Source organism: Stenotrophomonas sp. ASS1 (genome assembly GCF_004346925.1).
Classification (GTDB): domain Bacteria; phylum Pseudomonadota; class Gammaproteobacteria; order Xanthomonadales; family Xanthomonadaceae; genus Stenotrophomonas; species Stenotrophomonas maltophilia_A.
The window spans coordinates 1,549,592-1,573,164 of sequence record NZ_CP031167.1; the positions used below are offsets into that span (position 1 = coordinate 1,549,592).

Below are 23,573 nucleotides of genomic sequence, written 5' to 3' on the forward strand. Positions count from 1 at the left end.
CCCGTCAATGGGCCCGGCCACCATAGCAGTCCTTATGGCGCGCCCCTGATGCGCTGCGACACGTTGAGCTCAACGCTGGATTGCCTTCAAGGCATCGACAACCTGTGCTTCAGAGAAGCCACAATGCCCTTCGCCCACCGGCGGCAGCACGCGCGGCAATGGTCGCGCGCCGGCCTGTGCGGCCATCTGCGGATACACCGCCTGCATGTGCGGCACGATGGTGGGATCGTTGTTGTTGAACTGGACCGCCAGCGGTCGCTTCAACGCGCCGCTCAGTGCCAGCTTCGCGCGGACATCGGCCTGTGCCGCAGGCACGGGAGCGATGCGCTGCACGCCGGCATTGAACGCGGCGTCGTCACCGAATCCGCTGTACACCACACCAAGGTTGCCGGCCGGCATGCCGCCGCTGCGCGTGGCCAGTTCATGCAGGACCAGCGTGTGCAGGCTGATTGTCCCGGCCAGTGCATCCGGAGCGACCTGCAGTCGCTTGGCGAGCACGTCGGCATGCTGGGGATTCCGTTGCAGCGCGTCGGAGATGCCCTGATAGAGCACTCCCTGCGGCAGCACGGCCGCTTCATGCGAAGCCAGTCCGGTGGCCGGCAGGCCTGCAGCGTTGGGGAAGAAGTAATCGAAGGCGACCAGCGTGGTCAGCAGATCTGCGGCGATCTGTTCGCCACTGAGATTGGCACCGCACAGCGAGACGCCACCGGTGTAGTGCTGCGGGAAGCGCTCGAGGCTGGCGAGTGCCACCGCGCCGCCCATCGAGAATCCGAGCAGCCAGGTGTGGCGCACGCGCTTGAGTTCGCCCAGCGCGTGCTGGCGCAGGCGCTCCATGTCGGTGATCGCATCGGCCACTGCCCAGCCCTGGCTGGCGTAGGCACTCTGCGCGACGGCGTAGCCTGCGGACAGCAGCGTTGCGGTGCTGTCATTGGCGGTCATCGGCGTAGTGCGTGGCACGCCCACCGGCTCGTAGCCGTGCGCCAGCATCACCAGGTCGCCGTTCCAGTCAGCCGGCACGTCCAGGCGCCAGGGGGCGCCCTGCAGCTCACCGCTGAGCATGCGTGGTGCCGTGGGGGGCGCAGCCAGCAGCGATGCCGCAGGCAGCAGAAGGCCGAGGGCGAGGGCGCATCGAAGCAAGGGTCGCATCGTGGTCATTCCATGCGGGAATGGCGCCGAGCATAGATCCCCGCAAAACCTTGCGCGCGCTGCACTGCCGCAGGGGATTGCCCGCCGGCCAGGCTGCGCTCTACGCTGGCGGCATGGTCCTGCACAGCACCGCGTCGATTATCCGCATTCCCCACCGGAAGGCGGGATAGCGCGCGGTCGCCACGGCCATGCAACCCGCCCGGGAAGGCGGGTTGCATGCGGCGCTCTCCCGGGTACTGGAATCCATCAAGGAGAACGCAGATGCATCATCTTTCATCGACCGACAATGCGCCGATCCTGCACCTGGTGTGCGGCAAGATCGGTGCCGGCAAATCCACCCTGTCGCAGCAGCTGGCGGCGCAGCCACGTCACGTGCTGATCAGCGAGGACGCCTGGCTGGCCGCGCTGTATCCCGACCAGATCCATTCCGTTGCCGATTACCTGCAGCGCGCGGCCGCGCTGCGCGGAGCGCTGACGCGGCATGTATGCGCGATCCTGCGGGCCGGGTCGTGCTCGACGTTCCGTTCAATACGCCGGCCGCCCGTGCATGGGGCCGCGAACTGTTCGAGTCGGCCGGTGTTGCCCACCAGCTGCATTTTCTCGATGTTGCCGACGCCATCTGCAAGGCGCGGCTGCATGCCCGCAACGCGCGCGGCGAGCACCCGTTCCAGGCCAGCGACGAAGCCTTCGAGCAGATCACCCGTCACTTCGTGGCACCTGCGCAGGAAGAGGGCTTCATGGTGATCCGCCATTCACAGGAGGCTTGAGGGCGCAGAGAGTGCGGCGTTCAGTCGACCATTTCGGTGGCGATTCCGATACGATCTGTCGCATTGAGCTCGCCTCGCTTGACCCGGAGTCCCGTCATGGTCGACCGTCTCGCCATACTGCTTGAACGTTTTGCGGTGACCGCCTCGGTATTCCATGCCGGTGCGCTGTGCGGCATCAACACGCTGGAGGGCGAAGACGAGGCGGGTCAGCTGCACCTGGTGCGGCGCGGGCCGGTGCAGGTCAGCCACGGGCAGCAGACCGTGCAGGTCGAAGTGCCGAGCCTGCTGCTGTATCCGCGGCCGATGCCGCATCGCTTCAGCACCGACCCGCAGCAGGGCGCCGACATGGCCTGCGCCAACCTGCATTTCGAGGGCGGCCGGCTCAATCCGATCAGCGCCGCGCTGCCTGATTTCATCTGCCTGCCGCTGGCCGATCTGTATGGCGGCAACGCGGCGCTGGAACTGCTGTTCGAAGAAGCGTTCGAGCAGCGTTGCGGGCGGGCGGCGATGGTCAACCGGCTGTTCGAGGTGGTGATGATCCAGGTGCTGCGTCAGCTGATGGAAGGCGGCGAGATGCGTGGCGGCCTGTTCGCCGGGCTGGGTCATCCGCGGCTGCGGTTGGCGCTGGTGGCGATGCATGAAGCGCCGGCGCAGGCGTGGACGCTGGAGGACCTGGCCGAAGTGGCCGGCATGTCACGCAGCGTGTTCGCCGCCAGCTTCCGCGAGGCGATGGGCACCACGCCGGGCCAGTACCTGCAGGGCTGGCGGGTGGGGTTGGCGCAGCAGGCACTGCGCCAGGGGCGGCCGCTGAAGCGGATTGCCGATGATGTGGGCTATGGCAGCGAAGCGGCGCTGTCGCGCGCGTTCAAGGCGCACACCGGGCAGTCGCCGCGGGAATGGCGGGGACAGGCCCGTGCCAGTGCGGCCTGAGCGTCAGCCGAGCACCAGCCGGGCCAGCTTCATCCCACCGAACAGGCCGGCCAGGCCCAGTGCCACCGAGCCGCCGGCATACAGTGCCGCCAGCCCATGCTGGCCACGCTGCAGCAGCAGGCCGATCTCCAGCGCATAGGTGGAAAACGTGGTGTAGCCGCCGAGGATGCCGGTGGCCAGCAGCAGGCGCAGCTGCGGCGAGGCGCCATTGCGCATCGCGAAGACCTCGACCACCACGCCCATCAGCAGGGCGCCGCTGACGTTGATCAGGAAGGTCGACCAGGGCCAGGGACTGCCGACGGCCACCCGCGCGCCGATCAGGTTGCAGGCATGGCGCAGGCAGGCACCGATGCCGCCTCCGACGAAGACCAGGAAATAATTGTTCAGTGTTTGCATGGCGTGCCTCGAATGCGGGTTCGCAGGGGCAATGGCGAACGCCGAGGGCAGGCACGACCTGCCGTCGACGAACACCGGGTTCGTCCTGGCAGGAGCCATCAGCCTTCTCAGGCGGTTATCGGGGGAGCCCCATCCCCATCGCGGTCCATGCTACCAGCGGCGGTGCATTCACGTCATCGAGGTCGTCAGCACGCGGGCGACCTTGCTGCGGCTGAAGCCATCCATCAGCAGTTCGAACGCGAGCAGATCCAACGCTGCATGGCGGCGATGGTCGATCTCCAGCCCGTTCTCGGCCACCAGGTGACTGACCAGCTCGTAGGCGTCCTGCCAGACATCCAGATGGGCCTGGCTGGGGATGTAGGCACTGCCAGGCTCACCGACGCCGAGCCCGCTGACCCCGTACAGCAGCTCGCGTGCGTCCAGCTTGGCCGCATCGGCGATGCGGAACAGCTGTTCGGCTTTCACGTGGGAGGCGCTCACGTGGTCGTTGAGCCAGTTGCTGATGGTTGCTGTCGTTGATTTGGCGGCGCGTGCCAGATCGGCCGGGCGTGGGTGCCCGGCTTTCTTCATGGCTGCCGCGAGTCGTTGGCCGAGAGTATTCATCTATGCAAGCCAGCTTAACGCGTGGATTGCGAAGAAGCCTTGTCGCAAGAATCAGTCTGGTTAACAGAAGGACCGACCGTGACCGAATTCTGGAGCAAGCGGCAGGTGCGCACCCGGCTGGGATTCCAGACCGATGCCGAACTGGCCCGCTTCTTTGGCATCAGCCGTTCCGCAGTGTCGCAATGGCCGAAGGATTTCCCGATTCCGGCCCTGCGGCAGTACATCCTGCATCAGCGCTATCCGAACCTGTTCCCCACGACAGAAGCGTCGGCGGGCGAATCCATCTGACTTGCGCCGCCTTTTGTCGCATTTAGCACGCTAAGCGCAATTTGCTAAGTATGCTTAGCGAAATAGGCAAGATCGATCGATCTGAGGGTCACAATCGGCGCCATCTACTGGAGTCATCGGTCCATGGTTCCCGCGGCCTGTCGGCTTCACCCCATCCGGGGGCCCCGGGGTCCCGTATGTAGTTTCGTGAACGATTAATAATTTCAATCGCTAAAGTCGCCGCATGTAATTGACCTGTCGTGAAATCTATGACTAATTGGAGTCAACCAAGCGTGAAGCCTGGGAGTCTTTCAGTAGCACGCAAGTGAGTCGGTAGACCGTCAACAATGCAGAACAAGTCCAACGGAGGTCGTATGGAATACGGCATGCATGGCTTGGCTGAACGGGTACGCCGCGAACTGGAAGCCAGTTACCACAAACACGGATGCGGTCCGGCGTTCTGGGATACCTACCAGCAGGTGCTGGACCGTCTGGTCCCGCAGGGGACCGAGCGTACCGAAGTCACCAACGAAATGGCGCTGATCATCGAACAGCTGGGCATCGTCCGGCGTGCGCAGCTTGTGCCGCCGCACGCCAGCGGGTCGCGTTGATTCAGAGCAGGCGCCAGGCGCCGCAGGCAAGCAGCACCAGCAACAAGGACAGCAGCGCCAACGTCCGGGGGCGCCACAGGCGCTTCGGTTGTCCGGCCATTGCCTGCGGACTGCAGTAGCGCACCAGCGCCGGACCGAAACCGGCCCGGTGCTGCTGTTGTGCGCAGGCCTCCAGGCAGGCACCGCAGGCCAGGCAATCGGCTTGCGGTCCCTGTCGGATGTCCAGTTGCATCGGGCAGGCAATGACGCAGGCCGCGCAATCGGTGCAATCACCCAGACGGTCGGCGCTGAAGGTCGGCATCGGTCCAGCCAGCAGCGGATGCGCGGCGCGGAATACGTAGTCCTGCGCAGTGGTCGGGTCGAGCAGGCCGCGGCCACGGCCCAGCACCCCGCCGAGCCCGGATGGACGTGGCCCGCGCGGCTCACCGCGACGGGCGTCGTACAGCATGCGCGGCGTATGCGGATCGGTCAGCAGTGGTTGCATGCGTGCGAACGGGCACAGCGAACGGCAGACCTGCTCGCGCAGGAAACCGGCGTTTCCCCAGGTGGCAGCGGCATAGAACAGTACCCAGAACGTTTCCCAGCCGCTCCAGCCAGCGTTTGGCGCGGCGGCCAGCAAGCCGGTGATCGGGCTGAACAGGCCGACGAAGGTAATGCCGGTCCACACTGACAGCAGTCCCCAGGCAAGCTGGGTGACCGGGCGTACAGCAGGTGCCGGCAGCATGCGGGCCGCGCTGCGGGCGATCCAGTCGAAGGCGCGCCGCCACAGCGTCTGCGGGCAGGCATGGCCGCACCAGATGCGTCCGGCGAGGTGGGTAAGCAGCGCCAGGCCGACGGCCAGTACCGCCAGCAGGCCGATCAGTACGCCGACGTCGCCGGGCCACAGGGTCCAGCCGAACAGGTCGAATCGCCGCGCGTTGATGTCCAGCAGCAGCGCCTGGCGGCCCTCCCAGCGCAGCCACGGCAGTGCGTAGAACAGCGCCAGCAGGGCGGCGCTGAGCGTGCCGCGCCAGTGCCAGGGACGGGGAGTCCGGGTACATGACGTGCTCATCCCAGCGGCAGCTCGTCGTCGTCATCGCTCGGCATGGGCCGCTGCAGGTACCAGGTGACCGCGCTGGACAGTGCCGTCACCGACCAGAACATGAAGAATCCCGCCGTGTAACCCAGTTCGCGGCTGATTGCGGTGCCCGGGAAACTGATGGCCTGCAGGCGCAATGGATCGACGAAGGCGAAGAACACTACGCTGGCCACGCCGGCGGCGATGAAGCTGGGCCAGAGGATGGCGCCCCACTGCTGGATCAGCCGCTGGCGGCGGTTGGGAGAAGGTCTGTTCATGCTGTCCCGGATCGAAAAGTGGGCGGCGCGTATACTTCGCCAGGGTCGGCGCCGCATCCGCAGGGCATGCTTCCTGCAAGCGTGCCAGCCTAGGCGCAGCGGACTGCGCCGACATTGATCTGGATCAACGGTGGTGATGGCCGGCTGCGGCACACTGCCGGCACGCTTTGGGTACCCCGATGAACGCAACACCGCCGCCTGTCCTCCCCGTCGCCTCGCCCGAGTTGTGCACCGAGCAGGAAGTGACCCGCCTGGTTCACGACTTCTATGCCCGCGTGCGCGAGGAAGAGCGGCTGGGGCCGGTGTTCGGCGCACACGTCCACGATTGGCCCGAGCACCTGGCGCAACTGGTCGACTTCTGGTCGGCGATGCTGCGCGGCACCCGCCGGTTCAAGGGCTCGCCGATGTCCAAGCACATGGCCATCGAGCTGGACAAGGACCTGTTCGACCGCTGGCTGGTGCTGTTCCGGATCACCACCGCCGAATGCAACAACCATCCGATGCAGGAGCTGGCCAACGACGTGGCCGCGCGCATCGGTGACACCTTCTGGAAGCGCTACCAGATGCTGCGCTGGCCGCAGGTCGGCCTGCCGGTGCTGGGCATCCCTGCCAAGGATTGATCTGGGTCAAGGCGGCGCAGGCCGCCCGGCGCGATGCTGGCGGCATGGACACGTTCTCTCCCGCCGCTGGTGGCCTGGCCTGGACCTTCGACCCCGATCTTCTGCGCCGGCACGACCGGCCGGGCCCGCGCTACACCTCGTACCCGACCGCGCCGCATTTCCATGATGGCTTCGACGCGCCGGCACTGCGCCAGGCGATCGCCGACAGCAACCAGCTGGCCCGTGCGCTGTCGCTGTACGTGCATGTGCCGTTCTGTTCCAGCCCCTGCTTCTACTGCGGCTGCAACCGGGTGATCACCCGTGATCGCGGTCGTGGCCACAGCTACGTCTCACGCGTGCTGGCCGAGGCCGACCTGCTGGCGCCGCAGTTCGATGACGGCCGCGAGGTGATCCAGCTGCACCTGGGTGGTGGTACGCCGAACTTCCTCGATGCCGAAGCGATGACCACGCTGGTGGAAGGGTTGCGCCGGCGCTTCGATTTCAGTGATTCGCCGCAGCGCGATTTCTCGATCGAACTCGATCCGCGCTTCATCGACACCCGCGACGTCGCCATGCTGGCGCGGCTGGGCTTCAACCGGGCCAGCCTGGGCGTGCAGGATTTCGATCCGCAGGTGCAGGAATCGATCAACCGCGTGCAGGGCGTGCAGCAGACGCTGGACATCCTGCGCGCCTGCCGCGACAGCGGCATGCGATCGGTCAACGTCGACCTGATCTATGGGTTGCCGGGACAGAGCCTGGAAGGCTTCGGTCGCACCCTCGAGCTGGTGCTGGCGCTGCGCCCGGACCGCCTGGCGGTCTACGGCTACGCGCATCTGCCGCATCTGTTCCGCGCGCAGAAGCAGATCGACGAAAGCCGCTTGCCGTCACCGGAAGACAAGCTGGCGCTGCTGGGCCTGGCGGTGGAGAAGCTCTCCGCGGCGGGCTACCAGTACATCGGCATGGATCACTTTGCGTTGCCGGAAGAGGATCTGTCGCGCGCACAACGCGCCGGCCAGCTGCATCGCAACTTCATGGGCTATACCACCCACGCCGATACCGATCTGCTCGGCCTGGGCGTGAGTGCGATCAGCCACATCGGTGCCACCTACAGCCAGAATCCGCGCGACCTGCCGTCGTGGGAGGATGCGGTGGACCAGGGCCAGCTGCCGGTCTGGCGCGGCGTGGCGTTGAGTGCCGACGACCAGTTGCGCGCGGAACTGATCCAGCAGCTGATGTGCCAGGGCGAGGTGGATGGCGTGCTGCTGGGGCAGCGTCACGGCGTGGATTTCGAGCAGTACTTTGCCGAGGACCTGCGTTCGGTACAGCGGCTGCAGGAAGACGGCCTGGCCGAATACCGCGATGGCGTGGTGCGCGCCAGTGAACCCGGGCGACCGCTGCTGCGGCTGCTGGCGATGTGCTTTGACCCGTATCTGCGTGCCGCGCACGAGCAACCACGTTATTCGCGGGCGATCTGAAAGCGGGACGTGCTGCGTGCGTGTGGTGCCCGGAGCCGGAATCGAACCGGCATGACCTTGCGGTCGGCGGATTTTAAGTCCGATGCGTCTACCAGTTTCGCCATCCGGGCCTGCAGCGCGGCGCCGATTGTAGCCCACCTGCGGTTCCGCAACCGGATTGCATCATGGCCGCGGCGTGCTTAACTGTCGATCGCATTCATGTCATAGTCCCTGCCATCGTTCCCAGGGGGGGAGCCACCTGATGTCGCTGCACGCGATTGCCTATGCCAGTGAGGCCCGCGCCGATCTGCAGACAACCGATCTTGACCGCCTGCTGGCCGACGCCACGGCATTCAATCGTGTAGCCGGTGTCACCGGTGTGCTGATGTTCGACGGAGCGCGCTTCCTGCAGTATCTCGAGGGCCCGGAGGACGGCATCGATTCGGTGTTCCAGCGCATCCTCAATGCGCGCAGCCACGGGCAGCTGAAAGTGTTGTGCCGTGCCCCCGTGGTGCAGCGCGCATTTCCGCGCTGGTCGATGGGCACGCGGCGGATCGAACCGGAGCTGCTGGCACAGATCGTCGACGCCGCGTGGCCCGGCTTCCTGCTTGGCAGCGGTGGATTCGAGCGCCTGCTGCAGGCCTGGACCGGCGCAGACGGCGAACTGGAACCGGCCGCGGTGGCGTTGGGGTCCTGAGCCCGCCTTGGCGGCAGGGCGCCGGGGCCGGTAGGCTGTACCCTTTCTGGCGCAGGTTTTCCGGAGTGGTGCAGCAGATGAGTGTGTTGGCCGAGGCCATGGCAGCGTATGTGCGATCGCATCCGTTGCGCGGGATGTGCCGATGAGTGCGCCGGTAGCGGCGGCCAGCGCACCTCGGTTTGCGGTGATCGGCCTGGGCTACGTCGGCCTGCCGTTGGCGGTGGCGTTTGGCCGGCAGTGGCCGACGTTGGGTTTCGATATCGATGCCGGTCGCATCGCCGAGCTGCGCAACGGCCAGGACCACACGCTGGAAATGGAATCCGACGAGCTGGCCAGTGCGCAGCTGCTGCAGTACGGCAGCGATCCCGCACTGCTCGATGCCTGCAACGTCTACATCGTCACCGTGCCGACCCCGATCGATGCTTACGAGCAGCCCGACCTGGAGCCCCTGCGTTCGGCGACACGGCTGATTGCCAGTCATCTTCGCGCCGGCGACCTGGTGATCTACGAGTCCACGGTCTACCCCGGTACCACCGAGGAAGTGTGCGTGCCGCTGCTGGAGCAGGGTTCGGGCCTGCGCTTCAACGAAGACTTCTATTGCGGCTACAGCCCGGAACGGGTCAGCCCCGGCGACCGCCAGCGGCGCCTGGCCGACATCCGCAAGATCACTTCCGGCTCGACACCGGAAGTTGCTGCGGTGATTGATGGTCTGTACCAGCGCATCATCGCCGCCGGTACCTTCCCGGCACCGTCGATGCGGGTGGCCGAAGCGGCCAAGGTGGTCGAGAACATCCAGCGCGACGTCAACATTGCGCTGGTCAACGAGCTGGCCCTGATCTTCGACAGGCTGGGCATCGATACCCAGGACGTACTGGACGCCGCCGGCAGCAAGTGGAATTTCCTGCCGTTCCGGCCGGGGCTGGTCGGCGGCCACTGCATCGGCGTGGACCCGTACTATCTGCTGCACAAGTCCGAGAGCGTGGGCTATCACCCGGACCTGATCCACACCGCACGACAGGTCAACAACCGCGTCGGCGAGCACGTGGCGGCGCGGGTGCTGGCGATGCTGGCCGAGCGTGGCCGTGCGCCGGCGGACGCACGCATCCTGGTACTGGGCGTGACCTTCAAGGAGGATTGCCCGGACCTGCGCAACAGCCGCGCGCTGGAGCTGGCGCAACGCCTGCGCGATGCCGGTGCGCAGGTGGAGGTCAGCGACCCCTGGGTCGGCCCGGCGGCGTTGACCGGCGAGGGCCTGGATTGGCTGGCCGATCCCGGGGCGGGGTGTTATGACGCGGTGGTGCTGGCGGTGGCCCACGCCCGTTTCAAGGCGATGGATGAATCCGCAATCCGGGGCCTGCTGGCGCCGGGAGGCCTGGTCTACGACGTGAAATCGGCCTGGCCGCGCAACGTGGTTGACGATCGCTTGTAAGCCTTGGCAGCGGGCGGCGCGGTAGACTCGGGGGCAGTTGCAACCGAGGAAAGCCATGCACCGGTATATCGTCTACCTGCTCGCCATCCTGATGTTCCCGATATGCCTGTGGCTGGCCACGATCTGGCCGGCCTGGTATTGGGGCGTCGGCCTGACTGCCGCGATGGTGGCGCTGGGGACCTGGGACCTGCTGCAGAAGCGCAGCACGCTGCGCCGCAACTATCCGGTGATGGCGCACTTCCGCTACGGGCTGGAATCGATCGGCCCGGAGATCCGCCAGTACTTCGTGCAGAGCGACCTGGAAGACGTGCCGTTCTCGCGCCAGCAGCGTGCACTGATCTACCAGCGCGCCAAGAACGAGATGGACACGGTGCCGTTCGGCACCCTGCGCAGCACCTATGCGGTGGATTACGAGTGGATCAACCATTCGCTGGCACCGACCGCCATCGCCAAGCATGACTTCCGTGTGTTGATCGGCCCGAACTGTGCCAAGCCTTATTCGGCCAGCGTGTTCAACATCTCGGCGATGAGCTTCGGTTCGCTGTCGGCCAATGCCATCCGCGCGCTGAACGAAGGCGCACGCCGCGGTGGCTTCTATCACGACACCGGCGAAGGTTCAATCTCGCCCTACCACCGCGAGATGGGCGGCGACCTGGTGTGGGAGATTGGCTCGGGCTACTTCGGTTGCCGTGACGAGAAGGGCGGTTTCAGCGAGGAACGCTTCGTTGCCAATGCCACCCATGATCAGGTCAAGATGATCGAGATCAAGCTGTCGCAGGGCGCCAAGCCCGGCCACGGTGGTGTGCTGCCGGCGCCGAAGGTGACCGCCGAGATCTCGGTGACGCGTGGCGTGCCGATGGGTGTGGACTGCGTGTCGCCGTCGCGTCACTCGGCGTTCTCGACGCCGGTCGAGCTGCTGCAGTTCGTTGCACGCCTGCGCGAGCTGTCCGGTGGCAAGCCGGTCGGTTTCAAGCTGGCCATCGGCCACCCGTGGGAGTGGTTCGGCATTGCCAAGGCGATGCAGGAAACCGGGCTGCTGCCGGACTTCATCGTGGTCGACGGCGCCGAGGGTGGCACGGGTGCGGCACCGGCGGAGTTCGTCGACCATGTCGGCGTGCCGATGCACGAAGCGCTGCTGTTGGTGCACAACACTCTGGTCGGCCTGGATCTGCGCGATCGCATCCGCATCGGTGCGGCCGGCAAGATCACCAGCGCGTTCGACATCGCGCGGACCATCGCGCTGGGGGCTGACTGGTGCAATGCCGGCCGAGGCTTCATGTTCGCGCTGGGCTGCATCCAATCACTGAGCTGCCATACCGACAAGTGCCCGACCGGCATCGCGACCCAGGACCCGGCACGCTGGAAGCATCTGGATGCACCGGACAAGGCCACCCGTGTGTACAGTTACCACGAGCACACGCTGCACGCCCTGAAGGAGCTGCTGTGTGCGGCGGGCCTGAACGATCCTGCCGAGCTGGGGCCGGAGCACATCCTGCGCCGCGTCTCACCGGTGGAAATCCGTTCGCTGGCCTCGCTGTACCGCTACCTGGAACCAGGCGAACTGCTGCACAAGGTGCCCGACCATGCGGTGTTCCATGCGTTCTGGGCCGATGCACGCAGCGACTCGTTCCAGCCGCCGCCGAAGATCCAGGCGCTGCGCGCCAGCAAGTCGCGGTAACCGTTGCTGTAGCGTCGAGCCCTGCTCGACTGCCTTTCGATCAGGCGTCGAGATTAACGATTCTGTAGAGTCGAGTCTTGCTCGACTGCCTTTCAATCAGGCATCGCGCTGTTGGAACGAAGAACAGCCGAGCATGGGCTCGGCTCTACAAGGAGGCGTCATGCAGTTCAGGACCGGCACCATGGATGATGTGGCCAGGCTGTGGGCCCTGCGTACGCGCTGCGTGCGCGAGATCTGCAGCAGCCATTACCCTCCCGAGGTCATCGCGCCCTGGTCTGCCTCGCCGCCACCGTCGCAGTACGCGCGGCTGTTGTCGCAGGGGGGCTGCGTGGTGGCCGAGGACGGGCAGGGTGTCCTGCTCGGGTTCGGCGTGTTTGATACCGATGCCAACGAGGTTGATGCGTTGTTCGTCGATCCGGATCGCGGCGGCAAGGGCATCGGCCAGGCGCTGATGCAGCGCCTGCTGGCGATGGCCGATCGTGATCGTGAGGTAGTGCTGTCGGCCTCGCTCAATGCCGTGCCGTTCTATCAACGGCACGGGTTCATCAGCGTGCGCGAAGAGACCTATCCGCATCCCAGTGGCGTGGCGCTGGCTTCGGTGAGCATGCGCCGGCCGTGGTGATGTAGCGTCGGGCTTGCTCGATGGTTTTTGTAGAGTCGAGCCATGCTCGACTGCTCTATCGCCTGAATCAAAAGCAGTCGAGCATGGCTCGACTCTACAACGCAGGTGTCAACGCGCCGCCAGCCACCCGATCACGCCTTCCGCAGCACGCAGGCCACTGGCGTAGCACGCGGTCAGCAGGTAGCCACCTGTCGGCGCCTCCCAGTCCAGCATCTCGCCGGCACAGAACACGCCGGGCACTGCCCGCAACATCAGGCCATCATCCAGCGCATCCAGGCGCACGCCACCGGCGGTGCTGATCACCTCGGCCATCGGCCGGGGGCGCAGCAGGCGCAGGGGCAGGCGCTTGAGCGTAGCTGCCACGGCAGGCAGGTCGTTGCCCGCTTCCTTGCCCAGCATCTCGAACACCAGTGCGGCTTTCACTGCATCCAGGCCGGCCTGGCGGCGCAGGTGCTCGCCGAAGCTGCGACCCTTGCGCGGGCGTGACAGGTCGGCCAGCAGGCGTGCTTCATCGCGGCCCGGTACCAGGTCCAGCCACAGCATCGCGTGGCCATCGCGGTTGATGGTTTCGCGCAGGTCTGCGGCCAATGCGTAGATCAGGCTGCCTTCGATGCCGTACTCGCTGGCCACGCACTCGCCCTGCAGCGACTGCGGTTGTCCCGCCAGGTCCAGCCAGTGCGCGACCACCGGCTTCAACGGTGCGCCGGCATTGCGCTGGGCGAAGAACGGCGTCCAGTCCACGTCGAAACCGCAGTTGGCCGACTGCAGCGGTGCGATGTCCACGCCACGTGCCTGCAGTGGCGAGACCCAGGCGCCGTCGCTGCCCAGCTGCGGCCAGCTGCCGCCGCCCATGGCCAGCACGGTAGCATCGGCATGCACTTCAACGGCGCCGTCTTCGGTTTCAAATCGCAGGGCGCCGTCGTCGCTCCATCCGATCCAGCGGTGGTTGGCGTGCAGGCGCACACCCTGTTCTTTCAGGCGGCGCACCCAGCCGCGCAGCAGTGGGGCTGCCTTGCGGTCGACCGGGAACACGCGGCCGGAGCTGCCCACATAGGTCTCCACGCCAAAGCCGGCAGCCCAGTCGCGCAGCGCCTGCGCGTCGAAGCCGTCCAGCCAGCGTCCCACGGTAGAGGCCTGCTCGCGGTAGCGGCTGTCGAACAGCGGCCGCGGATCGGAATGGGTGAGGTTGAGCCCGCCCTTGCCGGCGATCAGGAACTTGCGGCCGGGCGAACCCTTGGCCTCGTACAGGTCCACCTGCAGCCCAGCGGCGCGCAGGCGCTCGGCGGCGAACAGGCCGGCCGGGCCGCCGCCGATGACGGCGACCCGTGGAGGCGTTGCGGTATTACGGTTTGACATCGAGCAGCTCGACATCGAACACCAGCGACGAGCCGGCCGGGATCGGGCCAACCCGGCGGTCGCCGTAGCCGTAGTCCGGCGGGATCATCAGCGTGCGCTTGCCGCCGACCTTCATGCCGGCCACGCCCTCATCCCAGCCGCGGATGACCTGGCCGGCGCCGAGCGCAAAGGTGAACGGTTCGCCACGGCTGACCGAGCTGTCGAAGGTCTTGCCGTGCTTGGTTTCAGTGCGGTTGTCGTAGATCCAGCCGGTGTAGTGCACGGTGACCTTGTTGCCGGCAACGGCTTCGGTGCCGGTGCCCGGGACGGTATCGATGCGCTCGAAGGTGGTCAGGGTGCCACCCGGCGGTGGGCCGGACGGTTCGGTCGAGCAGCCAACGGCGGCGAGGGACAGCAGCAGGGGAAGCAGCAGGCGGCGCATCGGGCGTCTCCGGAAGGGCGCAGGGCGAGGGCGGCAAGGGTAGCGCATCGGCGCCGGGTATCATGGGGGGCATGGCAAAACTCCTGCTCAATCTGCGCAATGTCGGCGACGACGAATACGCCGATGTCTGCACGCTGCTCGACCAGCACGGCATCGCCTGGTATCGCACCGAACCCAGCCCCTGGGGCATTTCCAACGGCGGCCTGTGGCTGCGCGAGGACGCCGATCATCCGCGTGCGAAGGCGCTGATGGCCGAGTACCAGGCCGAACGCGGGCCGCGCATCCGTGCCGAGCGCGAGCAGGCGTTGCGCGAGGGGACGGCGGAGACCTTCGGCAGCCTGTTCCGGCGCCGGCCGGTATATGTGGTGCTGGTGCTGGTGGCGATGGCCGGTGCGGCGGCGCTGGTGCTGCTGCCGTTCGTGCTGTTGCGGGGGTAATGGGGCTTCTGGCCGGGTTGCACCCGGCACCCGCGGTAGTGCCGGCCGCTGGCCGGCAACAGCAACAGCAAGAGCAACAGCAACAGCAACAGCAACAGCTGGCATTCCGTGGGATGGCGTGGCGGTGTGGGCAGGCGGGGGACGGCAAAAACTGCTCCTGCGTGCCTCGTAGAGCGCCATCCATGGCGCTCTGCGCCCCCGCCTGCCCACACCGCCACGCCTCTGACAGGTTCATGAACTCTGTAGATCCACGCCATGCGTGGATGAACGTGAAAATCTGACCCTGGAGTGGTCTGGCGCTAAAATGGCGGGATGATCGCCAATACCGCTGCCTACCATTTCGCCGTCATCGACGCCCCCCAGGCCTTGTGCGACCAGCTGCTGGCACGTGCCGAGGCGGCGCAGCTGCGCGGTACGATCCTGGTGGCGGGCGAGGGGCTGAACCTGTTCCTGGCGGGTGGGCCGGAGGCGGTCGAAAGTTTCTATGCGGCGCTGCATGCCGATGCGCGCTTTGCCGATATGCGGGTCAAGACCAGCCTGAGCGAGCATCAGCCGTTCGCGCGGCTGAAGGCCAAGGTGAAGGACGAGATCATCAGCTTCCGCCGTGATGACGGCCAGCCGCTGGAGTATCCGCGTGCACCGGCGGTCGATCCGGCTACCGTGCAGCGCTGGTTGCGGCAGGGGCATGATGACGCCGGCAAGCCGGTGGTCATGCTCGATACGCGCAATCTGCAGGAAGTGGAGTACGGCACCTTCAAGGATGCGCTGGTGCTGCCCATCCACAAGTTCACCGACCTGCCCGAGGCGCTGGCGCCGCACCGCGAGGCGCTGAAGGACAGCACCGTGGTCAGTTTCTGCACCGGCGGCATCCGCTGCGAGAAGGCCGCGCTGTGGATGGTCAACGACGGCATGGACAACGTGCTGCAGCTCGATGGCGGCATCCTCGGCTACTTCGAGGAGGTGGGCGGCGAAGGTTACGAAGGCCGCTGCTTCGTGTTCGACGAGCGCGTGGCGCTGGATGCCGAGCTGAAGCCGATGGTCGACCAGCCGCTGCCGGAGCCGCGCCCCAGCGCGTTCTGACGCTTCCTTGGTAGAGCCGGCCGCTGGCCGGCTGCGAAGCGATCTACCTGTATGCCGGCCAGCGGCCGGCACTACCAATCGCGCTTGGCGCGGATCAGGGCACCCCGGATCGGTCCGGCGGGCCCTGAACCCGTCCCACGGGAATCAGCATCCCGCCACCGTCACTGGCCGCCGCGCCCGGCCGACCCCATGCATGTGGAATCCTGTGACGGAAAACTGCTGATGATCCCGTTGTCGATCCTTGACCTGGCCCCGGTCTGCGAGGGCAGTGACACCACCGCCGCCTTCGCCAACATGCTGGAACTGGCCCAGCACGCCGATGCGCTGGGCTACCGCCGCTACTGGCTGGCCGAACACCACAACATGCCTGGCATCGCCAGCGCGGCCACCGCCGTGCTGATCGGCCACGTCGCCGGTGGAACAAAGCGCATCCGCGTCGGGGCAGGCGGCATCATGCTGCCCAACCATGCGCCGCTGCAGGTGGCCGAGCAGTTCGGCACGCTGGCCTCGCTGTACCCGGACCGCATCGACCTCGGCCTGGGCCGTGCGCCGGGCACCGATCAGCCGACCGCGCGCGCACTGCGCCGCTATTTCGACAGCGCCGACCAGTTCCCGCAGGACGTACGCGAGTTGCTGCACTACTTCGAGCCGGTACAGCCCGGGCAGGCGGTGCAGGCCGTTCCCGGTGGCGGCCTGCGGGTGCCGACCTGGATCCTCGGTTCCAGCCTGTTCGGTGCGCGCATGGCTGCCTCGATGGGCCTGCCGTACGCGTTCGCCTCGCACTTCGCACCGGACGTGATGGACGAGGCGCTGGCGGTGTACCGCCGCGAGTTCCGCCCATCGGCCACGCTGAAGCAGCCGCACGCGATGCTGGCCCTGAACGTCGTTGCCAGCGACAGCGAAGCCGAATCGCGGCGCCTGTTCACCAGCCAGCAGCAGAGTTTCGTGAACCTGCGTCGTGGTCGACCAGGCAAGATTCCGGCACCCATCGACGACATCGAGTCCTTCTGGGAGCCGCACGAAAAAGTGGGCGTGGAGCGGGCACTGGCCTGCACCGTGCTGGGGGATCCGCAGCAGGTGGCGGAAGGCATCGCCGCGTTCGTCGAACGGCACAAGCCCGACGAGCTGATGCTCACCGCCAACCTGTACGACCACCGCGCGCGCCTGCGCTCGTTCGAACTGACCATGCAGGCCTGGCACGCCCGCCACGCGGGCTGAACAATTGCGTCACGGCCCATTGCGGCCGAACCGCGTCTGATGGGGGCTCATATCGAAGGAGCCCCCACATGGCCGACACCCGCGCCGAACACATTGCCCAACTGGCAGAACTGATCAAGGACGTGGAGGTGGCGATGTTCACCACCACCGGCGTCGACGGCCGCCTCTACAGCCGGCCGCTGGCCACCCAGCAGGTCACCTTCGACGGTGATCTGTGGTTCGTCATCACTGCCGACAGCCCGAAAGTGGCCGAAATTGCGCTCGACCCGCGCGTCAACGTGGCCTATGCCTCGCCATCGAAGAACACCTATGTGTCGGTGGCCGGGCGCGCGCGCGTGGTTGATGATCGCGCGAAGATCGAGGAACTGTGGTCGCCAGCGATGAAGCTGTTCTTCCCGGGCGGCAAGGACGACCCGAACCTGCGCCTGATCCAGGTGCGCGCCGACTCGGCCGAGTACTGGGATGGACCGGGCACGCTGCTGGGCACAGCGCTGAGTTTCGTGCTGTCAGCCGTGCAGGACGAACCGGCGGCGTTGGCCGACAACGGATTCATCGACCTTCGATGATGGCCGATGTCCGGTATTGGTAGTGCCGGCCGCTGGCCGGCAAACCTGGAAACGTGGCAGCCGGCCAGCGGCCGGCTCTACCGGATTCCGGCTCAGAACCAGCGCTGGAACAGCTCCACCGTGTAGCCCACCAGCTGCCCCGAACTGAAACCGAAGAACGCGATCGCTGCCACGGCGGCGATCCAGTTGAACAGCATCAGCGCGCCATCGCGTTCCAGCAGCGCCAGCGAGAACAGCAGCAGCTGGAAGCCGAACAGGAAATTGGTGAAGGGAATCGGCAACGACAGCAGCAGGCCCAGCAACACCAGCAGCAGGCCACTGAAGGCGTGGGCGGGCAGCGGTGTCAGCAGCTGCGGCAGGCGGGGTTTCAGCATCTTGTCCAGGCGCCGCAGCGGTCGGTCGATGCGGTCCAGGAAACGATGCATGGTGCCGCGCTTCGGCCCGCGGCGGGCGATGAAGCCGGGCAGCCAGGGCCGGCGCAGGCAGAACAGCATCTGCAGGCCGATCAGGACCACCAGTGGGCCGCTGACCGCGCCGCCCATGCCCGGGATCGGGATGAACGACGGCAGGATCGCCACGAACAGGAACACGCCGAACGCGCTCTGCTGCAGGTTGCCGAGGATCTGGCCCAGCGGCATGTGCTCGGCGGGATCGCCAGAGGCAAACATCTCCAGCAGGGTACGGATGCCCTCGTTGCGGTAGGCCGGGCGCTCGTCGCCCGGACCCTTGCCGGCCTCAGGCGGTGAGCTCATCGGCCTGCTCGTCGGACAACGTGCGCAGCAGCAGCTTGTCCACGCGCGCACCATCCAGGTCAACCACTTCGAAGCGCCAGCCCGCCCAGTCGAAGTACTCGCCTGCGTGCGGAATGCGGCCGAAGTAATGGATGCACATGCCGGCCAGCGTGTAGTAGTCGCCGTCCTCGGCGTCGGGCAGGTCGTTGCTGCCGATCAGTTCGCGCACGTCTTCGATCGGCAGCGAGCCGTCCACCAGCAGCGAGCCGTCTTCGCGGGTCACCACCAGCGCGTCCTCGTCGGCGTTCTCCACCGCCTGCAGGCGGCCGACCACCGCGCCCATCAGGTCGCTGATGGTCACCAGGCCCTGGATCTCGCCGTACTCGTCCACCACCAGTGCCATCGACTGCTGTTCCTCGCGGAAGATTTCCAGCAGCTTCATCGCGTGGGTCGATTCGGAGACGTACAGGGGTTCGCGCAGGGTCTGGAACAGCGCGTTGTCGCCGCGCGCCATGCGCGTGGCCAGCGATTTCAGTTCGAGCACGCCGACCACGTCCATGTCGTTGTCGCGGTACACCGGGTACCGGGAGAACTCGTGTTCGGCCATGATTTCCAGGTTGCGCTCCAGCCCGGCCTGAGTATCCAGCCACGCGATGCGGTTGCGCGGGGTCATCAGGCTGTCGGCGGTGCGGTCGCCAAGGCGCATGACGCGGTTCATCATGTCGCGCTCGTGGGCATCGATCACGCCGGCCTCGTGGCTTTCGGCGACCAGCATGCGGATCTCTTCTTCGGTCACCGAGGCGACTTCATCCTTGCCCAGGCCGAACAGGCGCAGCACCAGCTGGGTGGTCCTGGACAGCAGCCAGACGAAGGGCAGGGCGAGCTTGGCCAGCCAGCTCATCGGCATCGCGACCAGGCCGGCAATGGCCTCCGAACGGGTCAGCGCCAGGCGCTTGGGCACCAGTTCGCCGAAGATCAGCGTGATGAAGGTGATCAGGCTGACCGCCAGCGCGGTACCGATGTTGCCGGCATAGGCAAAGCCCGGCATCAGGCCCTGGATCCAGCCGGCGAAGGCTTCGCCCAGCGCTTCACCGCCGAGGTAGCCGGTCAGCACGCCGATCACGGTGATGCCGATCTGCACGGTGGACAGGAAGCTCTCCGGCTTCTCGGACAGCTCCAGCGCCTTGGCCGCGCGCTTGGAGGTGGCGGCCATCTGCTTCAGGCGGCTCTTGCGCGAGGTCATGACCGACATCTCGGACATGGCGAAGAAGCCGTTCAGCAGAACAAGCGCGAAGACAATCAGGATCATTTCAAACACGGGCGTCGTCCCCGGTTGGTGGCAGGGAGGGCGGGTGCTTGCGATGGCGGCAGGCGCTCAGGAACGGGGTCCGGCGCGGCGCTGGGGGATAAGGGTCGTCGTCCATAAGGTGCGCCCGAAGGCGCGCTGGCATCTTAGCAAAGGGGCGTGGCAGGGTGGCAACCGCCTGTTCAGGTTGGGGCTTCCAGAGCCCCGGAAGGGGGCAGGGATACCCGTGATGGTCATCTAGCCGTCATAATTCCGTCTGGTGCCGTCCTTCCCGCGACGGCTGACAGGTTTCTCAATGTTCTCTCTGCAGACCATTTTCGGTTCCGGCAAACAGTTCTACACCCTGCTCGATGAGGCTGCCGTCGCGGCTTCCGACGCCGCCAAGGCGCTGCATTCCATGCTGCGCGAGGCCGACCGCCAGCCCGCGCTGGACGCGTTCAAGCTGGCCCGCCTGCGCGAACGCGCGGCCTCGGACAAGATCAGCCAGGCGCTGGTGGACAGCTTCATGACCCCGATCGAGCGCGAAGACATCGAAGCGCTGGGCTCGGCGCTGTACAAGATTCCGAAGCAGATCGAGAAGTTCGCCGATCGCTATTCGCTGGCCACGACCCACCTGGAGCACATCGACTTCGCGCCGCGCGCGGCGATGCTGGAACAGGCTGCCGGCGTGGTGGTGGAGATGGTGGCCGACCTGCGCCACATGAACCTGGACCGGATGACCGCTCTCAACGAGAAGCTGCGTTCGCTGGAGAACGAGGCCGACCGCCTGATGCTCGAGCTGTACCGCGACATCTACTCGGGCCGCCTGGACAACCTGCAGATGTTCCTGCTGAAGGAATTCTTCGAGATCCTGGAAAAGGCCATCGATCGCTGCCGCGAGGCCGGCGTGGTGGCGTACCAGATCGTGTTGAAGAACAGCTGACGGACGCCGCCGCATGTTGACCCTTGTCCTGGTGGTGATCCTGGCCGCGCTCGTCTTCGAGTTCATCAACGGCTTCCACGACACCGCCAACTCCATTGCCACCGTGGTGGCGACCAAGGTGCTCTCGCCCGGCTGGGCGGTGATGCTGGCCGCCTTCATGAACCTCATCGGTGCACTGACCGGTACCGCGGTGGCGCTGACCATCGCTTCGGGCCTGCTCAACACCAACGTGGTCGACGTCACCCCGCAGGTGATCCTGTGCGCCCTGCTGGGCGGCATCATCTGGAACCTGATCACCTGGTGGAAGGGGCTGCCTTCCTCGTCCTCGCACGCCCTGATCGGTGGCCTCTGCGGCGCCGGCCTGGCCGCTGCCCACAACAACTGGGACGCGCTGATCTGGTCCGAGCGCCTGGGCAGCTGGGCGCAGAACAAGGGCCTGCTGTGGAAGGTGTTCGTGCCGATGATCACCTCGCCGATCGCCGGCTTCCTGCTCGGCATCGTGGTGATGGTGCTGCTGTGGGGCCTGATCGCCGGGCTGGCCAGGATCGGTGGTGCCATCGGTCGTCTGGCCCGCCCGCGCATCGTCAACGCCTTCTTCGGCAAGGCGCAGATCGCCTCGGCGGCCTACATGGGCTTTGCCCACGGCCACAACGACGCGCAGAAGACCATGGGCATCATCGCCATGACACTGATCGGTGCCGAGGCCACCGGTGCGCTGGATGACCTGCCGTCGTGGCTGGCCTTCATGCACCCGGACGCCAGCGCCGGTGACGGCATCGCGATGTGGATCGTGCTGACCTGTGCGGTGGTGATGGCCGCCGGTACCGCCTCGGGCGGCTGGAAGATCATCAAGACCCTGGGCCACAAGATGGTCAAGCTGCACCCGATCCACGGCTTCGCCGCGGAGACCAGCTCGGCCACCATCCTGACCCTGGCCGCCCACTTCGGCATGCCGGTCTCGACCACGCACAGCATCTCCACGGCGATCATGGGCGTCGGCTTCGCCAAGAACCCGCGCTCGCTGAAGTTCGGCGTCATCGAACGCATTGTCTGGGCCTGGATCCTGACCATCCCGGCCGCGGGCGGCTGTGCGTACCTGATCCTGAAGCTGTTCGAGCTGTTCGGCTGGACCTGATCGCCACGCCAAGGTTGCAAACGAAAAAGCCCGCCGGTATCCGGCGGGCTTTTTCATGGGCAAAGAATTTTTCCGCACACATCGTGTCGACCAAGGTCGACACCTACCAGAGCAGAAACAGGGATCCGATCCCGTGCCGACCAACGGTCGGCACCCACCAACAGCAGCAGGAACCTGTCAGCGGCGGGGTGGGGTGGGGTTGCAGGACCGTTGGCGCCATGGATGGCGCCATCGAGCCCCCAAGGATGGGTTTACGGCGTGTCCTGCAACCCCACCCCACCTCGCCAGCCCTCAGGAAGCCAGTTTTTGCCGTTGCCGTTGCCGTTGATCCGGCGGGTGCCGGGCCGCAGGCCCGGCCAAACCCCTCAGTTACGCTGGAACAGCGCCTGCACATCCTTCCGGAACGCCGCCTGGCTGTCCGCCCGGCTGTAGAACATGTGCCCGCCCGGATAACTGCGCACCTGCACCCGGGCCGGATTGCTGCCCATCGCCGGCATCTGGTCCACCGTCAGGATCGACCCCATGAACGGGCACGACAGATCATTCCAGCCATGCACGATCAGCACCTGCAGATGCGGATCGATCGCCACCGCCTGCCGCAGCTGGGTCACCGCGCCCTGGCGCAGCTCGCCGTTGCGGTCCCACAGCCGGTTCACGTCGTAGTTCAGCGCCTGGTAGCGTGCATCCACCTTCCAGCCGACCACGCGCGTCACGAAGTCGACCATCGCGGTGGTGGTCGGCGCAATGATGCTGTCCAGCAGCGGATCGTTGGCGCGCTGTTCCGGATCATTCGGGAACGGATCGAACGCGGTCACGTTGGAGTCGTAGCGGCTGCCCAGCGTGCCCTTGTCGCGGAACACCTCACGCAGATAGGCCTGCGTCTCCAATCGGCCACCGGCGCGGCGCACGAACTGCGCATCCAGCCCGGTCAGCTCGGTCACCCGGCGCAGCATCGCCTCGGTCGCCTGCGGATCGCTGCGGCCCTTCATCAGCGCAGTGGCGTAGTCGCCGCGGGTGTATTCCACCACGTCGCGCATCGCCGCATCGGTCAGTTTGCCCTGGCGCTCCAGGTGCGCTGCAGCGATCGACGGCAGCGTCTGCATCCACGCCATCGGCGAGACATCGGCGTTGTCTTCCAGGGTCGGGCTCAGGTAGGGCGAGACCAGCACCAGGCCGTTCATCGCCACGCCCAGCCGGGTCTGCAGGAAGTGGGTGATGCGCGGGCCACGGTAGCCACCGTAGCTCTCGCCGGTCAGGTACTTGCGCGAGGCCATGCGCTGGTTGCGCAGCAGCCAGTCGTAGATCGAGCGCGACAGGTATTCGATGTCGGCGCTGGGGTTGTACAGCTGCTTCTTCGCTTCGTCATCGCCGATGCGCGCACGGCTGAAGCCAGTGCCGACCGGGTCGATGAACACCAGGTCGGTGAAGTCCAGCCAGGTGCCGGGGTTGTCGTGCAGGGTGGCCGGCGCCGATGCGCTGTCCCCCTCCGAACCAAAGGTGACCACCTTGGGTCCGATCGCGCCCATGTTGAGGTAGACCGACGATGCACCCGGGCCGCCATTGAGCGCGAAGGTCACCGGCCGGTCCTTGCCCGGCATCGTGTAGGCGGTGAACACCACATCGGCGATCACCTTGCCCTTGGCATCGCGTACCGGCAGGGTGCCGACGGTGGCGGTGTAGTCCAGGGTGCGGCCGGCCAGGCGCATGCTCTGGCGGACCGAGGCGTCGGCGGGCAGCGCAGGCGCTTCGGTCTTGTCGTCTTTCGGGTCGGGCTTGGCCTCGGCGTCGGGCGCGGCCAGCACGCTGGCAGGGGCGATGAGCAGGCCGACGCAGAGCGCGGCAGTGTGCAGCAGGGACTTCATGGCAC

25 protein-coding genes, 1 tRNA gene, 1 pseudogene and 1 riboswitch are annotated in these 23,573 nt (G+C 66.5%); of the genes and pseudogenes, 16 read left to right on the plus strand and 11 right to left on the minus strand.

Going from position 1 to position 23,573, the window contains the following annotated elements:
• Window positions 1-69: 69 nt before the first annotated feature.
• Entirely contained in the window at window positions 70-1,146 is a 1,077-nt protein-coding gene (locus MG068_RS07235; protein ID WP_132809771.1) for an alpha/beta hydrolase family protein, read from the minus strand.
• Between the two features lie 261 nt (window positions 1,147-1,407).
• On the opposite strand from MG068_RS07235, the pseudogene MG068_RS07245 reads away from it, so the two are divergent.
• Both MG068_RS07245 and MG068_RS07250 read left to right on the plus strand, forming a co-directional pair.
• Window positions 1,408-1,913: pseudogene (locus MG068_RS07245) on the plus strand (P-loop nucleotide/nucleoside kinase family protein).
• Window positions 1,914-2,009: 96 nt separating this feature from the next.
• Complete coding sequence (locus tag MG068_RS07250) at window positions 2,010-2,843, plus strand: AraC family transcriptional regulator (protein ID WP_032128928.1); 834 nt, start codon at window positions 2,010-2,012, stop codon at window positions 2,841-2,843.
• 3 nt (window positions 2,844-2,846) lie between these two features.
• Here the strand turns inward: MG068_RS07250 and crcB are convergent, their stop codons facing one another.
• Entirely contained in the window at window positions 2,847-3,239 is a 393-nt protein-coding gene (gene crcB, locus MG068_RS07255) for a fluoride efflux transporter CrcB (protein WP_032128929.1), read from the minus strand.
• Between the two features lie 82 nt (window positions 3,240-3,321).
• Window positions 3,322-3,385: riboswitch (Fluoride riboswitch) on the minus strand.
• A 22-nt stretch (window positions 3,386-3,407) separates the two neighbouring features.
• Complete coding sequence (locus MG068_RS07260; protein WP_010486043.1) at window positions 3,408-3,809, minus strand: transcriptional regulator; 402 nt, start codon at window positions 3,807-3,809, stop codon at window positions 3,408-3,410.
• Between the two features lie 111 nt (window positions 3,810-3,920).
• Between MG068_RS07260 and MG068_RS07265 the strand changes: the two genes are divergently transcribed.
• The gene (locus MG068_RS07265; RefSeq protein WP_032128930.1) at window positions 3,921-4,130 is read left to right on the plus strand and encodes a helix-turn-helix domain-containing protein; all 210 of its coding nucleotides are present in this window, start codon (window positions 3,921-3,923) and stop codon (window positions 4,128-4,130) included.
• A gap of 353 nt (window positions 4,131-4,483) precedes the next feature.
• Window positions 4,484-4,720, plus strand: a complete 237-nt coding sequence (locus MG068_RS07270) for a hypothetical protein (RefSeq protein WP_032128931.1) — start codon at window positions 4,484-4,486, stop codon at window positions 4,718-4,720.
• Window position 4,721: 1 nt separating this feature from the next.
• Here MG068_RS07270 and MG068_RS07275 read toward each other — a convergent pair whose 3' ends face one another.
• Complete coding sequence (locus MG068_RS07275) at window positions 4,722-5,771, minus strand: 4Fe-4S dicluster domain-containing protein (protein WP_132809772.1); 1,050 nt, start codon at window positions 5,769-5,771, stop codon at window positions 4,722-4,724.
• On the minus strand, window positions 5,768-6,055 hold the full coding sequence (locus tag MG068_RS07280; RefSeq protein ID WP_010486039.1) for a hypothetical protein: 288 nt from the start codon (window positions 6,053-6,055) through the stop codon (window positions 5,768-5,770). The genes MG068_RS07275 and MG068_RS07280 overlap by 4 nt, the downstream gene beginning before the upstream one ends.
• 179 nt (window positions 6,056-6,234) lie before the next feature.
• On the opposite strand from MG068_RS07280, the gene MG068_RS07285 reads away from it, so the two are divergent.
• A complete protein-coding gene (locus tag MG068_RS07285; RefSeq protein WP_132809773.1) occupies window positions 6,235-6,675 on the plus strand; it encodes a group III truncated hemoglobin in 441 nt (146 codons plus the stop codon).
• A 44-nt stretch (window positions 6,676-6,719) separates the two neighbouring features.
• Complete coding sequence (hemN, locus tag MG068_RS07290) at window positions 6,720-8,129, plus strand: oxygen-independent coproporphyrinogen III oxidase (protein ID WP_132809774.1); 1,410 nt, start codon at window positions 6,720-6,722, stop codon at window positions 8,127-8,129.
• A 23-nt stretch (window positions 8,130-8,152) separates the two neighbouring features.
• Here the strand turns inward: hemN and MG068_RS07295 are convergent.
• Window positions 8,153-8,239, minus strand: a tRNA-Leu gene (locus tag MG068_RS07295).
• 131 nt (window positions 8,240-8,370) lie between these two features.
• Here MG068_RS07295 and MG068_RS07300 point away from each other — a divergent pair.
• The 4 genes from MG068_RS07300 to MG068_RS07315 all read left to right on the plus strand — a co-directional run bounded on the left by MG068_RS07300 (window position 8,371) and on the right by MG068_RS07315 (window position 12,534).
• Complete coding sequence (locus tag MG068_RS07300; RefSeq protein WP_032128935.1) at window positions 8,371-8,805, plus strand: BLUF domain-containing protein; 435 nt, start codon at window positions 8,371-8,373, stop codon at window positions 8,803-8,805.
• A gap of 142 nt (window positions 8,806-8,947) precedes the next feature.
• Window positions 8,948-10,234, plus strand: a complete 1,287-nt coding sequence (locus MG068_RS07305; RefSeq protein ID WP_032128936.1) for a nucleotide sugar dehydrogenase — start codon at window positions 8,948-8,950, stop codon at window positions 10,232-10,234.
• A gap of 55 nt (window positions 10,235-10,289) precedes the next feature.
• Window positions 10,290-11,912 (plus strand): FMN-binding glutamate synthase family protein, encoded by a 1,623-nt coding sequence (locus tag MG068_RS07310; protein ID WP_049420983.1) that lies wholly within the window; start codon window positions 10,290-10,292, stop codon window positions 11,910-11,912.
• Between the two features lie 160 nt (window positions 11,913-12,072).
• On the plus strand, window positions 12,073-12,534 hold the full coding sequence (locus MG068_RS07315; RefSeq protein WP_132809775.1) for a GNAT family N-acetyltransferase: 462 nt from the start codon (window positions 12,073-12,075) through the stop codon (window positions 12,532-12,534).
• A gap of 108 nt (window positions 12,535-12,642) precedes the next feature.
• Here MG068_RS07315 and MG068_RS07320 read toward each other — a convergent pair whose 3' ends face one another.
• Entirely contained in the window at window positions 12,643-13,890 is a 1,248-nt protein-coding gene (locus MG068_RS07320) for a TIGR03862 family flavoprotein (protein ID WP_132809776.1), read from the minus strand.
• The gene (locus tag MG068_RS07325) at window positions 13,877-14,311 is read right to left on the minus strand and encodes an FKBP-type peptidyl-prolyl cis-trans isomerase (RefSeq protein ID WP_004152813.1); all 435 of its coding nucleotides are present in this window, start codon (window positions 14,309-14,311) and stop codon (window positions 13,877-13,879) included. Before MG068_RS07325 ends, MG068_RS07320 begins: the two co-directional genes overlap by 14 nt.
• Window positions 14,312-14,382: 71 nt before the next feature.
• Here MG068_RS07325 and MG068_RS07330 point away from each other — a divergent pair, with 71 nt between their 5' ends.
• The 4 genes from MG068_RS07330 to MG068_RS07345 all read left to right on the plus strand — a co-directional run bounded on the left by MG068_RS07330 (window position 14,383) and on the right by MG068_RS07345 (window position 17,612).
• Window positions 14,383-14,748: a DUF6164 family protein gene (locus MG068_RS07330; RefSeq protein ID WP_132809777.1), complete on the plus strand. Its 366-nt coding sequence runs from the start codon at window positions 14,383-14,385 to the stop codon at window positions 14,746-14,748.
• Window positions 14,749-15,060: 312 nt separating this feature from the next.
• Complete coding sequence (locus MG068_RS07335; protein ID WP_132809778.1) at window positions 15,061-15,828, plus strand: sulfurtransferase; 768 nt, start codon at window positions 15,061-15,063, stop codon at window positions 15,826-15,828.
• 222 nt (window positions 15,829-16,050) lie between these two features.
• On the plus strand, window positions 16,051-17,046 hold the full coding sequence (locus MG068_RS07340) for an LLM class flavin-dependent oxidoreductase (protein WP_132809779.1): 996 nt from the start codon (window positions 16,051-16,053) through the stop codon (window positions 17,044-17,046).
• Between the two features lie 68 nt (window positions 17,047-17,114).
• Window positions 17,115-17,612: a pyridoxamine 5'-phosphate oxidase family protein gene (locus tag MG068_RS07345; RefSeq protein WP_049400371.1), complete on the plus strand. Its 498-nt coding sequence runs from the start codon at window positions 17,115-17,117 to the stop codon at window positions 17,610-17,612.
• A 92-nt stretch (window positions 17,613-17,704) separates the two neighbouring features.
• Here the strand turns inward: MG068_RS07345 and MG068_RS07350 are convergent, their stop codons facing one another.
• Window positions 17,705-18,364 (minus strand): exopolysaccharide biosynthesis protein, encoded by a 660-nt coding sequence (locus MG068_RS07350; protein WP_005412917.1) that lies wholly within the window; start codon window positions 18,362-18,364, stop codon window positions 17,705-17,707.
• Window positions 18,348-19,652, minus strand: a complete 1,305-nt coding sequence (locus MG068_RS07355; protein WP_032966609.1) for a hemolysin family protein — start codon at window positions 19,650-19,652, stop codon at window positions 18,348-18,350. Before MG068_RS07355 ends, MG068_RS07350 begins: the two co-directional genes overlap by 17 nt.
• Window positions 19,653-19,944: 292 nt before the next feature.
• On the opposite strand from MG068_RS07355, the gene MG068_RS07360 reads away from it, so the two are divergent.
• Window positions 19,945-20,571, plus strand: a complete 627-nt coding sequence (locus MG068_RS07360) for a DUF47 domain-containing protein (protein WP_004152833.1) — start codon at window positions 19,945-19,947, stop codon at window positions 20,569-20,571.
• Window positions 20,572-20,584: 13 nt separating this feature from the next.
• Window positions 20,585-21,706, plus strand: coding sequence for an inorganic phosphate transporter (locus MG068_RS07365; protein ID WP_049421504.1), 1,122 nt, complete (start codon window positions 20,585-20,587; stop codon window positions 21,704-21,706).
• 365 nt (window positions 21,707-22,071) lie between these two features.
• Here the strand turns inward: MG068_RS07365 and MG068_RS07370 are convergent, their stop codons facing one another.
• A complete protein-coding gene (locus MG068_RS07370) occupies window positions 22,072-23,568 on the minus strand; it encodes a S10 family peptidase (RefSeq protein WP_132809780.1) in 1,497 nt (498 codons plus the stop codon).
• Window positions 23,569-23,573: the final 5 nt, after the last annotated feature.